The organism is Vibrio sp. NH-7 (genome assembly GCF_053643215.1).
In genome coordinates this window covers 2,349,040-2,362,091 of the sequence record NZ_CM132187.1, presented here as the reverse complement: position 1 = coordinate 2,362,091, position 13,052 = coordinate 2,349,040, and the positions used below count along the sequence as shown (strand labels likewise).

At 45.3% G+C, this 13,052-nt stretch carries 11 protein-coding genes; 7 read left to right on the top strand and 4 right to left on the bottom strand.

Annotated features, from left to right (window positions below):
• The first annotated feature begins 4 nt into the window (after window positions 1–4).
• The 4 genes from ACUALS_RS10950 to ACUALS_RS10935 all read left to right on the top strand — a co-directional run bounded on the left by ACUALS_RS10950 (window position 5) and on the right by ACUALS_RS10935 (window position 4,425).
• Window positions 5–499, top strand: coding sequence for a GreA/GreB family elongation factor (locus ACUALS_RS10950; protein WP_231565945.1), 495 nt, complete (start codon window positions 5–7; stop codon window positions 497–499).
• Between the two features lie 56 nt (window positions 500–555).
• On the top strand, window positions 556–1,299 hold the full coding sequence (locus ACUALS_RS10945) for a YggN family protein (RefSeq protein WP_454448357.1): 744 nt from the start codon (window positions 556–558) through the stop codon (window positions 1,297–1,299).
• 96 nt (window positions 1,300–1,395) lie between these two features.
• Window positions 1,396–2,919 (top strand): sensor domain-containing diguanylate cyclase, encoded by a 1,524-nt coding sequence (locus ACUALS_RS10940; protein ID WP_454448356.1) that lies wholly within the window; start codon window positions 1,396–1,398, stop codon window positions 2,917–2,919.
• Window positions 2,920–3,060: 141 nt separating this feature from the next.
• Window positions 3,061–4,425: a sodium-dependent transporter gene (locus tag ACUALS_RS10935; protein ID WP_005473500.1), complete on the top strand. Its 1,365-nt coding sequence runs from the start codon at window positions 3,061–3,063 to the stop codon at window positions 4,423–4,425.
• Window positions 4,426–4,502: 77 nt separating this feature from the next.
• Here ACUALS_RS10935 and ACUALS_RS10930 read toward each other — a convergent pair whose 3' ends face one another.
• The 4 genes from ACUALS_RS10930 to ACUALS_RS10915 all read right to left on the bottom strand — a co-directional run bounded on the left by ACUALS_RS10930 (window position 4,503) and on the right by ACUALS_RS10915 (window position 8,655).
• A complete protein-coding gene (locus ACUALS_RS10930; protein ID WP_038190743.1) occupies window positions 4,503–5,597 on the bottom strand; it encodes a succinylglutamate desuccinylase/aspartoacylase family protein in 1,095 nt (364 codons plus the stop codon).
• A complete protein-coding gene (rimK, locus tag ACUALS_RS10925) occupies window positions 5,557–6,462 on the bottom strand; it encodes a 30S ribosomal protein S6--L-glutamate ligase (protein ID WP_005473485.1) in 906 nt (301 codons plus the stop codon). Before rimK ends, ACUALS_RS10930 begins: the two co-directional genes overlap by 41 nt.
• The gene (locus ACUALS_RS10920; RefSeq protein ID WP_005473502.1) at window positions 6,462–6,902 is read right to left on the bottom strand and encodes an ATP-dependent zinc protease family protein; all 441 of its coding nucleotides are present in this window, start codon (window positions 6,900–6,902) and stop codon (window positions 6,462–6,464) included. The genes rimK and ACUALS_RS10920 overlap by 1 nt, the downstream gene beginning before the upstream one ends.
• 280 nt (window positions 6,903–7,182) lie before the next feature.
• Complete coding sequence (locus ACUALS_RS10915; RefSeq protein WP_039483454.1) at window positions 7,183–8,655, bottom strand: aminoacyl-histidine dipeptidase; 1,473 nt, start codon at window positions 8,653–8,655, stop codon at window positions 7,183–7,185.
• 1,029 nt (window positions 8,656–9,684) lie between these two features.
• On the opposite strand from ACUALS_RS10915, the gene ACUALS_RS10910 reads away from it, so the two are divergent.
• From ACUALS_RS10910 to frsA, 3 genes are all read left to right on the top strand, one after another.
• Entirely contained in the window at window positions 9,685–10,974 is a 1,290-nt protein-coding gene (locus ACUALS_RS10910; protein WP_005473593.1) for an NCS2 family permease, read from the top strand.
• Between the two features lie 214 nt (window positions 10,975–11,188).
• A complete protein-coding gene (locus tag ACUALS_RS10905; RefSeq protein ID WP_005473584.1) occupies window positions 11,189–11,653 on the top strand; it encodes a xanthine phosphoribosyltransferase in 465 nt (154 codons plus the stop codon).
• A 98-nt stretch (window positions 11,654–11,751) separates the two neighbouring features.
• Window positions 11,752–12,999 carry an esterase FrsA gene (gene frsA / locus ACUALS_RS10900; RefSeq protein ID WP_005473473.1) on the top strand — a complete coding sequence of 416 codons (1,248 nt, stop codon included), beginning with the start codon at window positions 11,752–11,754 and terminating at the stop codon, window positions 12,997–12,999.
• The last annotated feature ends 53 nt before the right edge of the window (window positions 13,000–13,052 follow it).

The following is a 13,052-nucleotide window of genomic DNA, read 5'->3' as shown; positions in this document are numbered from 1 at the left end:
GATAATGGAACATGATTTTAGTATGAATAAGTTGGATCTAAGGCAGACTATCCTCGATTCTCTTGAGCAAAAGTGGCGAGTCGCCCAGAGTTCGATGCAAAGGGCTGTGGAATCCGCAACCGATGAAGAGACCGTACCGGAGCATAAATATGATACTTTGGCGCTCGAGGCCTCGTACCTAGCCCATGGTCAAGCGGTTCGTGTGCAGGAGTGCGAACGGGAAATTCGAATGTTCCGAGAACTCGAATTGCCAGAATCGCCACAACACGTTGTGCTGGGGAGCTTGGTCGCGGTCGTTGATATGAGCGATCGAACTCAATATTTTTTTGTCGCTCCTTGTGCAGGTGGTTTGAAAGTTGAACTTGATGGTACTGAAGTGCTGTTGGTGACTTTTCAATCTCCACTTGGGCTGGCGTTGAAGGGGAAGTCTGTGGGCGATGAGTTGGAATACCAAGTGTCGTCCACGACGTTTAGTTACGAAATAGAAACCATAAGCTGACACAATAGGTATTGAGTTTTGCTATGGTAACGCTGAATCAACATAGTGAGAAGAGTATGAAAAAGGTATTACTGACGCTTCCATTGCTTTTATCTAGCCACGTTTATGCGGCTCAATGCCAAGTCGATATCAAGAATGAAATTCACTTGAGTGGGGATAAACTCGAGATTCATCAAGCAAGCGGAGAGGCTGCCGTTCTAGATAAGCAGAACAACCTGATCATTCAGGGGGAAACCATCACCTTGAATCCGGAACAAAAGCAGGCGGTGAGCAACTATCGTGATAGCCTCAATGAGTACTTACCGCGCGCGAAACAAATTGCGCAAGATGGCTTAGCGTTGGCGAACGATATAGTAGATGATGTTGCAGAGAGTTTTGATGCGCCAGAAGCGTTTGATGACGTTAAACAATCCATGAAACAGTTCTACGCTGACATTGAAGCTCGCTACTACCAAAATGGCGATCTGATTCTCCCTGCTGAGAGCTTTGACTCGCTAGCTAAGACTTGGAATGATGATTTAGATAAAGCGATGGCCCTTTTTAATCAAGAGTTTATTACGAGTGCATTCGGGGCGATGTCTGAAAAAATGAAAGCGGAAGGCGGTCTCAACTTGACAGAAATGGCCAACTCGATGGCAGAGTTGAAAGAGCGTATCGCGAATCGAATTGCTGAGCACCAGTCTCAGGTTGAACAGCAAAGCGAGGATTTTTGTGATTCGCTTGGTGAAATTGCCGAACAAGAACAGCAACTGCATCAAAAAATACCTCAACTTAAAGACTATAAGGTCTTTACCATCTAAACTTTAAGAGCACCGATAGGGTGCTCTTTTTGTAGACAATCTCGTATGGATTGTATTTAATCCCCGCTCATTTAGGAGCAGTGTATCAAGCGTCTCGTGCAGATATCTAATTTCTCGATCAAACAACTTACGGTTATCGCCTCTGTCATGATGGCGGTAACCTTTGTACTTTTCTATTTAACGTTCCGATATTTTTGGACCTACGATACAGCTGTTGAGCTGGCTATTGAGCGGCAAAATGAGGAAGTTCGTCGGGTTAAGACCCTCATTCACCTACAAAAAAAAGAATTAGCCAAAAGCATTTCAGATTACGCTGCATGGGATGAAGTCGTCGATTTTATCGAGGGTAACAACGACGATTTGCTGGTCGATAGCATCAACGAACATTCGTTTTCGGCACTGCAGATAAACGGCGTCTTTATTTTTGATGCCGATGTGAGCCTGATGTGGGGAAGGATGTACGATTACATCTACAAGCAAGAACTTTCCTATGATGAGATTCGCTATAAATTTGGTGCGCTCTTAGCAGAGAGCCTACGCTCTCGCACGGATAGAATTACGCCGTTTGTTCGATTTCTCGTTCTTAACGAACAGCCACATTTGTTAGCAACCTCGCGAGTGTGTAATAGCGATGGTATCGACTGCGACAAAGGCTACATGATGATACTCAAACCTGTGGGAGAGACTTTCAGTCGTACATTGCAACAAGCCACAGGGCTTCAAGTTCATATTAAAACTAAGCGAGATGACGACACAATTTTGGATCATGCTCAGGATAACATCTCCATCATTGAGAAGAATGATTATAGAAATGATGAGACGGTGTTTCTTGAAATTCATCACTCAGTAAAATTGCCCCCTTTTATCACCTGGGGAGAGCTTTCGGCCGTGTTGGCTTTTTCCGTGTTTATGTTCGCGTTTAACTTGAGTGTGGTGCACATCATGGTTCGTCCAATCAAACGGGCTCGTAGCGCGTTGGACCAATTGATGAGTGGCGAGTCCTCGCAACTGACGCAACAAGATACGTTTATTTCTTATGAAATGCGTGATTTTGTCTACCGAGTCAATGAAGTTATAAGCCAGCTCGAAAGCAAGCAGCAAGAACTTGAATGGATCGCTCATCATGACGCGTTAACCAAAGTCGGCAATCGGCGCAGTCTCCAGCAGCATTGGCAAACGTTAGTCGAAAAACAGCCGAAGCACACTAGCTTGCTTCTCATCGATATTGATTACTTTAAACCGTTCAATGATCACTATGGACACGTTGAAGGTGACAATGTTCTTCAGCAAGTCGCCACTGCACTCAAAGAGGCACCGACCGAAAGCTCGAAGTTTGTTGCTCGTTTTGGTGGCGAAGAGTTTTGTGTGGTGTTGAGCAATGACTCTCCGCTCAATAACCGGCAAGAAGCTGAGTGGCTCAGAGCTGCAGTAGAAACACTGAAGATTCGTCACCACTATTCGCCGATTGCCGCCCACCTGACGGCTTCCATTGGCGTGGCCGACTGCGGTTTACAGCCCTTAGGTGACTTACAAGATCTGTTTCTGGTGGCGGATCGCGCGCTCTATGAAGCAAAAGATGCTGGACGTAATCAAGTAGTGATCCATTCCTCTGAGCGTTAAGTTCTGTGTCATATTTTGTTTACAGATAAAACTGACTGTTTTTTATTCCATCGACTTTAATTAAGTTCCAATATTATTGCTGATTGTAGATTTTTCTTTTATTGTACTAGCCAACTAGTTCAATGATGCAAGTGAAGTTGTATGGCACAAGTAGATACCTCTCAATCTCGTGAACATTTTGGTTCGCGTCTTGGTTTTATTCTGGCTGCGGCAGGTGCTGCGGTTGGCCTAGGTAACATTTGGGGATTTCCAACTCAAGCAGCGAGTAATGGCGGTGGTGCGTTCTTACTTGTTTATTTGGTGATGATTCTTGTTGTTGCCTTCCCTATGTTGGTGGTCGAGATGGCGATTGGTCGCCACGGGCAAGCTAACCCTGTTGATAGCATGCGTTCGTTGACCTCTAACCCTATTGGTAAGCGTGTTGGGGCAGCGGTAGGCTGGATTGGTTTAAGTGTCCCAAGTGCGGTACTGGCGTTTTACAGTATCGTTGGTGGTTGGTTGATTTGCTTCCTGTTAGGCGCAATCACGGATGTGTTGGGCATGGAAGCGGCGACGGCTTGGTTTAAAGGCTTCAGTGTTGAACGTAACCTTTTCGGTACCATCACTTTTTACGTTCTGACGATTTTAATTGTTCAAGGCGGGGTAAAGCAGGGCATAGAGAAATGGTCGACTCGCCTGATGCCTGCGCTGTTTGTGCTGTTTGGTCTGCTTTTTATCTACATCATGACGCAAAGCGGTGCGATGGAAGGGTTAAAGCACTACTTGATCCCAGACTTTGAGAAAGTAATGGACCGCAAGTTAATCTTAGCGGCGATGGGACAAGGGTTCTTCTCGCTGACGATTGGCGGCTGCTCGATGCTGATTTATGGCTCTTATCTGAGTAAGAAAGAGAACTTACCGAAGATGGCGATGAACGTTACGCTCGTGGATACTGCAGTTGCGTTTATTGCTGGATTGGTGGTTATGCCTGCCATGTTTGTTGCGATGCAAAAGGGCGTACAGATTTATGCTGAAGATGGTTCGCTACTCAGTTCTGATACCTTAGTGTTCACAGTGCTGCCACTGATGTTTGACAGTTTAGGCTTGCTTGGTCAGCTGTTTGCCATTGTGTTCTTCTTGCTACTAACCATTGCCGCCTTGACGTCATCTATTTCGATGCTGGAGTGTCCGGTTGCTCTGGTCAGCGAGCGTTTCAATACAAAACGTACGTCAACGAGTTGGGTACTTGGTGGCTTGATTGCGCTGTTGAGTGTCATCATCGTGTACAACTTTGGGGAGCTATTTGGATTGGTGGCGATGGTTGCTACTCAATATCTGCAGCCAGCAGCAGCTTTACTATTCTGCTTATTTGGTGGCTGGGTATGGAATCGCCATTCTAAGATTAAAGAGCTAGAGCAAGGGTGCCCGGAGTTTACTCAGGGGTGGTTTGGTAAGCTATGGCCAGCTTACGTGAAGTTTGTCTGCCCGATCCTTGTCGCGACTGTTATTTGGGCATCATTTGGTTAATTGCCTAAACCTCATCAACACAAAAAACAAAGAGCCCGCATATCACTATGCGGGCTCTTTGTTTTTAGCGGTTCAGTCTACTGAGCTGGAGTGTTGATTTGACCCGTCGTCAAAGGATCAACATCAAGGTCCGTCACTTCTTCAATAAACTCTTCTACGACCTGTTCGACTTCTTCGTCATCTTGCTCAAAGTAAGCTAAGTGGAAGATAGCATCGCCTTCGTTTACCAAAGGTAGTGTCTGTTGACCGATAACAATGCCGCCTTTGCGAGCCGTGAGTTCAATTTCACTGTGACCAAGAGGTGCGCTGATGTACGCCAATACTTGGCCCTTCTCTACCTTCTCACCCAGTGTGACGACAGTACGCAAGATACCATCGCTTTCCGCACGCAACCAGCTGGTGGATTTTGCAATCACATGAGGTGGCAGCTTTTTACGGCTTGAGCGTAGCATACCAATGGCTTGCATCACGCGCTGTACACCGATGAAACCTGCACTGATACAGATTGGCTCAAAGCGCAGTGCTTCGCCCGCTTCGTATGTCAGTACAGGAATGCCCAGGCGTTCAGCTTCGCTGCGCAGAGAACCGTCTCGAAGTGGAGCATCGACGATAACTGGCGTCGCAAACGCCTGAGCAATTCTTAGGGTTTCTGGGTTACTCAGATCAGCACGGATCTGAGGCAAGTTTGTACGATGGATCGCACCAGTATGTAAATCCAGAATGTAATCACAGCGCTTCGCTACTTGAGAGAAGAAAGTATGCGCCATGCGTGATGCAAGCGATCCTTTCTCACTGCCAGGGAAGCAGCGGTTTAAATCACGTCTATCTGGTAGATAACGCGATTTATGGATAAAGCCAAATACGTTAACAATAGGAACGGCGATAACCGTCCCTTTTAGCTTGCTTGCGTCGATGGTGTTGATGAGCTGTCTTACGATTTCGACACCGTTCAGTTCGTCACCATGGATCGCGGCATTCACCATCAGAACTGGACCCGCTAAGCGGCCGTTGATGATCTCTACAGGAATTGATAGAGGTGAGTGGGTATAAAGCTTGGCAGCTTCTAACTCAATGACCTTACGTTCACCCGGCGAGACAAGCTCGCCGAGAAATTCAAATGCGCTATTCTTTTTAGCCTTTGCCACGAGTTTTTGTCCTTTTACTTGCCGCATTCTTCTCAATAAATTCGACAATCATTCCAGCAATGTCTTTACCAGTTGCGGCCTCAATACCTTCAAGACCTGGAGATGAGTTTACTTCCATGACCAATGGGCCACGGTCTGATCTGAGTAGATCTACCCCAGCCACATTTAGACCCATTATTTTCGCTGCTGCGACGGCGGTACGGCGTTCTTCAGGAGTGATCTTGATTAAAGATGCACTGCCACCACGGTGCAGGTTCGAGCGGAATTCACCCTCTGCACCTTGGCGTTTCATCGCAGCAATCACCTTGTCACCAATCACGAAACAGCGAATATCCGCGCCGCCCGCTTCCTTGATGTACTCTTGCACCATGATGTTCGCTTTTAGCCCCATGAATGCCTCAACCACGCTTTCTGCAGCTTTACGAGTTTCAGCGAGAACCACACCGATACCTTGAGTGCCTTCAAGTAGCTTAATAACTACGGGTGCACCACCGACCATTTCAAGTAGGTCTTTGACGTCATCAGGCTTGCTTGCGAACCCAGTGATCGGCATACCAATGCCTTTACGTGATAATAGTTGCATTGAGCGCAGTTTGTCACGTGAACGAGTGATGGCGACCGACTCATTGACTGGGTATACGCCCATCATTTCGAATTGGCGAAGTACCGCTGTACCGTAGAAGGTGACTGATGCACCGATTCGAGGAACAATCGCATCAAAACCAGATAGCTCTTCACCTTTGAAGTGTATTTCTGGCTTCTCTGAGTTGATATTCATGTAACAACGCAGCGCATCAATCACTTTCACTTCGTGGCCACGGCTTTCTGCCGCTTCAATTAAACGCTTTGTTGAGTATAAGTTCGCGTTGCGAGACAGAATACCAATTTTCATTATTTGCTTTCCTCGAAAGGGACTAAAAACGATTCAACAGGGTCGACAATGATGCGCTCGTGCATTGCAGTGCGACCTAACAACATGCGAAAAGCCATATTTTCGCGATTAGTTAATGTAATTTCGATTGGCCAACTTTTTCCGCCAATACTCAGTTCTGATTCGATCACGTAGCGTGCTTCTTCATGGCCACCTGAATCGCGAACGATACGCTCATCAATGACTTTCGCTTCACAGACTGTTTCGAATTCCGTGTCATGTTGTTTTGGGTGGATCCAAAAGCGAACCCATAGAGCTTCATCCTTTTTAAAGCTCTCTACTTTGAACGCGTGTAAGCAAGACGTCCTGGCTCCGGTATCAATTTTTGCGTTAATTTCATTAATACCTAAACCTGGCAGGCTAAGAGTTTCTCGCCAGCCGACTAATAGTTTTTCTTTCATCGCAGTAACATATTTTTAGAGAGTATTTAAGATGTTCGGGTGAAGTGAACATCCCCAACATGACCGGTCGAATTTGTGCCGAGTCTTGTGCTTGAAGAGAGTAAGAATGTACCCATAGGCGCTTCAAGGAGGGGGAATTTAGCAACCGAGATTCGGTGTGACTAACGAAAAAAACTCACCGTGACGACAAAGAAAATTTATCAAAAGGAAAGCTGAGGTATTAAAAAAGCCAGCTAATCTGAGCTGGCTTTTTAGATAAGTTTAACTAATGCGAAATGATTTACGCTTTTTCTGGAATAGCTTCTAGTAGAGCGACCATTTGCTCCCAGAATAGGGCAACGGTATCAATCTTCACTTTTTCATCTGGAGAGTGAGGGAACTTGATGGTTGGACCGAAAGAGACCATATCCATGTTCGGGTAAGGTTCTTTAAATAGACCACATTCTAGGCCTGCGTGGATTACCATGATGTTTGGCTTGTGGCCGTAGATGCCTTCGTACATATCACGGAAGATAGCCATGATTTCAGAATCTGCATCCGGTTTCCAGCCAGGGTAAGCGCCAGAGAACTCGATACTTGCACCTGCTAACTCAGCAACTGAAGTCAACATGCCTTCCACTTGCTGACGACCTGAGTCAATAAGAGAACGCACAAGGCAGAGAACTTGAATTTTGTCTTCTTCAGTGGTGATTACACCGACATTCAGAGAAGTTTCAACGACGCCCTCGATTTCATCGCTCATACGGATCACACCATTTGGGCATGCGTTTAGAGCGGCGATGAAGCGTTGCTGATCTGCGATGGTTAAAACTTGAGCATCGGTGTCGATGGCTTCATTAAAAGAAACAATGTCGGTTTCGACTTTACCGAGTTCAGTTTTTAATAGGTTGGTGTAGAACTCAAATAGCTCTGCCAGTTTTGCTTCGTTTTCAGCAGGAACCGCGACAGTGACGAAAGCCTCACGAGGAATCGCATTACGTAGGCTACCACCACGGAACTCCACTAGACGAAGATCAAGCTCTTGGGCGTGACCTGCAAGGAAACGTGCAACCAATTTATTTGCGTTACCACGACCTGTATGAATATCACAGCCAGAGTGACCACCTTTTAGGCCTTTTAGCACTAGTTGACGAGTCACGTAACCTGCTGGGATTGCTTCACGCTTGATATCGAAAGTCATTTCACCGTCGATACCACCCGCACAACCCATGTAGACTTCGCCTTCTTGCTCTGAGTCAGTGTTCAAAAGGATCTCACCTTCCAACCAACCTGCCTCAAGACCAAACGCGCCTGTCATGCCTGCTTCTTCATCAACCGTCAGCAGAACCTCGATTGGACCGTGCTTAATATCTGTAGAGGCAAGTACTGCGAGACACGATGCCATGCCCATGCCATTGTCAGCACCCAGAGTCGTCCCTTTCGCTGTTACCCATTCGCCATCGATATACGGTTGGATTGGATCTTTAGTGAAGTCATGATCGGTGTCTTCATTCTTCTGCGGCACCATATCGATGTGCGCTTGCAGAACGACGCCTTTCTTGTTTTCCATGCCCGGTGTTGCTGGTTTTTTAATGAACACGTTGCCTGTTGGATCACGACGAACGTCTAGACCTTGCTCTGTCGCCCAATTGACAATGTATTGGGCAAGCGCTTCTTCATGTTTAGAAGGGTGAGGGATGGAACAGATCTTATCGAAAAACTGCCATAGTGGAGCAGGTGATAAGTTGCTGATTTCAGAATGGAATTCAGACACGGATGACTCCTTATAAAGAATAATGCCAGATCTTATGACTTCAACATTTCAAATTTCAGATGATTAATCTAGATGTGACCTATTAAGTAGACGCACAGAATAGCACTCTCCGAGATGCGGGTGTAGAGAAAGAAGTGAGGATTTGTTTCGCTGCTATCACAGAATACTGATTTTATCTGCAATGCTTATGTTACCGGACTCTTATCAGGTGTAAGAAACAAAAATAATAAATTGATATAACTGTAATTAAATTACAATATTTGTTTGATCTAAGTCAATTGGTGAACTTTTTGTGACTTTTATCACTTTTGTGCTTGTAATTAAATTTCTTTGGGGTATATTTACACCAACTTCGAAAGCGAAGAGAAAATGCTCAAAGGATGAGTCCGATTTGTCGCCTCCAAGGAACCGAGAAATCAATAGTGTTTATTTAGTTTTCATTGATTTAGAAGGTGATAGTTATGAAAGGTTTACCAAGTGCAGCGTTCTGGCTAAACAGCTCAGTTTACACAGGCAGCTTTACTTACCCAACAAGCTTCGGATACTAATCCAAGTTTGTGACTCTCGAACAAGTTTGTTCACCCCTATATATTGGAATTTTTTTACAGCTCCTATATAGCTGACATGATTCAACCGCCACTCAAATTGAGTGGCGTTTTTTTATCCCTTTTGCTTTCCGATTAAAAAGTGCACACCGATAAAGTGTTTCTTCTATCGCTTTGAGTTCCCTGCATATTATTCGCATAAACACATATTCCCTCCGCGCTTCTTACACAAATCCAACTGGTAATTTTTCTCATAAGTATAAAAAAACACCGAACAGTGTTTTATATGGTTCGCAGTCTTAGTGATTGAATTTTATCGGGTATTTTTACACTAGATTGGTCGGTTGATCTTAAATAGACAAACTGGTTGGTAGAAATGTTGATTAGAGTGTTAATTCTATCTGGAATTTGAAATTTTATAACTTTATAATTCCGGCCAATCGATTACGCAACCGTTTACTTTTTACCCTTTTAGGATTCGATCATGTTCGAAAAACTGTTCAAACTCAGTGAAAACGGCACGAACGTTAAAACTGAGATCATTGCGGGTGTTACCACCTTTTTAACCATGGCCTACATTATCTTTGTTAACCCAGCAATGTTAGCAGATGCAGGTATGGATAAAGGCGCTGTGTTTGTCGCTACCTGTCTTGCTGCGGCAATTGGCTGTTTCATTATGGGTTTTGTTGCGAATTATCCTATCGCGCTTGCTCCAGGTATGGGCTTAAATGCCTTCTTTACCTACGGTGTTGTTCTAGGTATGGGGCATTCATGGCAGGTTGCGCTTGGGGCTGTATTTGTCTCAGGTCTCATCTTCATGGCCTTGAGTATTTTTAAGGTTCGTGAGTGGATCATCAACTCGATCCCGATGTCTCTTCGTACTGGCATTTCTGCAGGTATCGGTTTGTTCTTGGCATTTATCGGCCTGCAAAACTCAGGCATTGTTGTCGACAATCCAGCAACCTTGGTTGGTCTTGGTCATATCACTGGTCTCCAGCCTGCTCTTGCTGCTCTTGGCTTCTTTTTGACCATTGGTCTTGTCTACCGAGGCGTTCGTGGCGCGGTAATGATTGCAATTTTGATCATTACAGTGATTGGTTTGATGTTGGGTGATGTTCAGTGGGGCGGTATTATGTCTACGCCACCAAGTGTTGCACCAACATTCATGCAAATGAACATCGCTGATGTCTTCGAGGTGGGTATGATTTCTGTGGTGTTCGCATTCCTGTTCGTTGACCTATTCGATACGGCAGGTACTCTGGTTGGCGTTGCGCAAAAAGCGGACCTTATTAAAGAAGATGGCAAATTACCGCGTTTAAGCAAAGCGTTACTGGCTGATTCTACCGCGACGTCAGTTGGTGCGATGATTGGTACATCAAGTACAACATCGTACGTTGAATCAACAGCTGGTGTGGCTGCTGGTGGTCGTACTGGTCTTACTGCTGTCGTAGTAGGGGTATTGTTCCTTCTGGCTCTTTTCTTCTCACCATTGGCGGGCATGATCCCAGCTTACGCAACAGCGGGTGCGCTATTCTACGTTGCGATCCTAATGATGTCTGGATTGGTAAGTGTTGACTGGCGTGATCTAACAGAAGCGGCTCCAGTCGTAGTGACTTGTCTTCTAATGCCATTAACTTACTCAATTGCTGAAGGTATCGCGCTTGGCTTTATCTCTTACGCAGCGATTAAACTGTTGAGTGGCCGTGGTCGTGAAGTTTCAATCAGTGTGTGGGTTCTTTCTGCAGTCTTCATTCTTAAGTACTTGTTTGCTTAATTAGACTTACCTATCACATTTTTGAGCATCGCTATGGCTGTTTCTCTGCTGTAGCGATGTTTTTTCGTTTTGAGGAGAGGTTAATCATTGGTATTACCAGTCTCATCCGTTAAAATAAACGTTTGCGTAGCTTTTCCCCAACTTGCTAAAGCACTCCAAACCGACAGTCACGCTTTGTGGGGATGCGGATTTTTCAAATTATTAGGTTATTACAATGGCTAAGAAATTCATTATCACATGGGACCAAATGCACACATTCTGTCGTGAGTTGGCTGAGAAGCAGATGCCAGCGGAGCAGTGGAAAGGTATTTGGGCAGTAAGCCGTGGTGGTTTAGTTCCAGGGGCAATTCTTGCTCGTGAGCTCGGTATTCGTCACGTTGATACGATTTGTATCTCAAGCTATGACCACGACCACCAACGTGATATGACTGTTGTAAAAGCACCTGAAGGTGACGGCGAAGGCTTCCTGATCGTGGAAGACCTAGTGGACAGTGGTGATACCGCACGTAAGTTACGTGAAATGTACCCGAAAGCAAAATTGATTGCTGTTTGTGCAAAACCTGCTGGAGTAGAACTGCTAGACGATTACGTGGTAGATATTGCTCAAGATACATGGATTGAGCAGCCATGGGACATGTCTATCCAGTACGTTGAGCCAATCAACCGCAAACAAAAGTAATCAAAATGGCACAATGCCGCTGATTCTTGATAAATGGCCCTTTATTGGGCCATTTTTTTTTATACAATTTAGAAAAGCACATTTACTAGGTTAAGCCCATGTCTGAGGAAGTCAGCAAGAATCTCTCTGAAACGTTGTTTGCGAATCATAAGCAAGCGAAAGAAACCTCGGAACTGACTCGATATATGCCAAGTAGCCAGAGCTTCTTGGATGAAAAGCGTGAGAGTGACGGATACAAGTGGTATCGAAATTTGCGTCGAATGCAATGGACGTGGCAAGGCTTAGATCCAATCGAGATTGAAGCAGTGCTTGCCAAAATCGCAGCTTCGAAGCATTCCCGAACTCATGAAGAGTGGTTAGACACCGTCATGGGGTATCACAGTGGCAACTGGACCTACGAGTGGACGAAGCTCGGCATGCTTCACCAAAAGCGTTCATCGCAACTGAAGGGCGAAGAAGCGGCTGATGAGCTTTTTAATGCGTCACTCTGTTTTAGCATTGCCGGCTATCCGCATCTAAAAAACGATAATCTGGCGACTCAGGCGCAAGTTTTAGCAAGTTCTGCATATACCGAAGCGACCAAGAAGACGAAGTACATCGTAAAGCGGTTAGAGATCCCTTATCAGAAAAAAAGCATTATTGCTCACCTTCACCTTACCAGTACCGAAAAGCCGCAACCTGTGGTGATTGTGAGTGCTGGGCTGGACAGTTTGCAAACCGACTTGTGGACCGTTTTCCGTGACCATCTTGCGAAGAAAAATATCGCGATGTTAACCGTCGATATGCCTTCGATTGGGCACAATACGCACTGGAACTTAACCGAAGACACGTCAGTATTGCACCAAGCTGTGCTCAATGAGCTGTACTCCATTCCTTGGGTCGATCATCACAGAGTAGGGCTGATTGGTTTTCGCTTTGGTGGTAATGCGATGGTCCGCCTTTCATTTTTGGAGCAAGATAAAATCAAGGCGTGTGTTTCGATGGGAGCACCGATCCATGATGTCTTGTCATCACCCGATAAGCTCAAGAGTATGCCGAAGATGTACCTTGATGTGCTGGCGTCGCGTTTAGGCAAAAATGCAGTGGATATTCATAGCCTGTCGAGTCAACTGATGGCTTGGTCGTTGAAAGTGCAGGGGATATTGTCTAGCCGTAAAACTCGTGTCCCTATTTTGGCGATGAGCTTAGAAGGAGATCCTGTTTCCCCTTATAGCGATAATCAGATGGTTGCTCTGTATAGCGACTACGGTAAAGCGAAGAAAATCAGTGCAAAAACAATTACACAAGGATATGAGCAATCCCTCGATTTAGCGATTAAGTGGCTAGAAGATGAGCTAATGAGATGACATCTCAAGTATTTTAGACGACACTGATATTAGGCTGTACCTAGACTAACAAG

What these genes read in the sequence shown, in the direction of transcription:
- frsA (WP_005473473.1), top strand. Translation starts at nt 11,752, where the DNA reads ATGTCTGAGGAAGTCAGCAAGAATCTCTCTGAAACGTTGTTTGCGAAT.
- rimK (WP_005473485.1), bottom strand. Translation starts at nt 6,462, where the DNA reads ATGAAAATTGGTATTCTGTCTCGCAACGCGAACTTATACTCAACAAAG.
- ACUALS_RS10920 (WP_005473502.1), bottom strand. Translation starts at nt 6,902, where the DNA reads ATGAAAGAAAAACTATTAGTCGGCTGGCGAGAAACTCTTAGCCTGCCA.
- ACUALS_RS10905 (WP_005473584.1), top strand. Translation starts at nt 11,189, where the DNA reads ATGGCTAAGAAATTCATTATCACATGGGACCAAATGCACACATTCTGT.
- ACUALS_RS10910 (WP_005473593.1), top strand. Translation starts at nt 9,685, where the DNA reads ATGTTCGAAAAACTGTTCAAACTCAGTGAAAACGGCACGAACGTTAAA.
- ACUALS_RS10945 (WP_454448357.1), top strand. Translation starts at nt 556, where the DNA reads ATGAAAAAGGTATTACTGACGCTTCCATTGCTTTTATCTAGCCACGTT.
- ACUALS_RS10950 (WP_231565945.1), top strand. Translation starts at nt 5, where the DNA reads ATGGAACATGATTTTAGTATGAATAAGTTGGATCTAAGGCAGACTATC.
- ACUALS_RS10930 (WP_038190743.1), bottom strand. Translation starts at nt 5,597, where the DNA reads ATGCGGCAAGTAAAAGGACAAAAACTCGTGGCAAAGGCTAAAAAGAAT.
- ACUALS_RS10935 (WP_005473500.1), top strand. Translation starts at nt 3,061, where the DNA reads ATGGCACAAGTAGATACCTCTCAATCTCGTGAACATTTTGGTTCGCGT.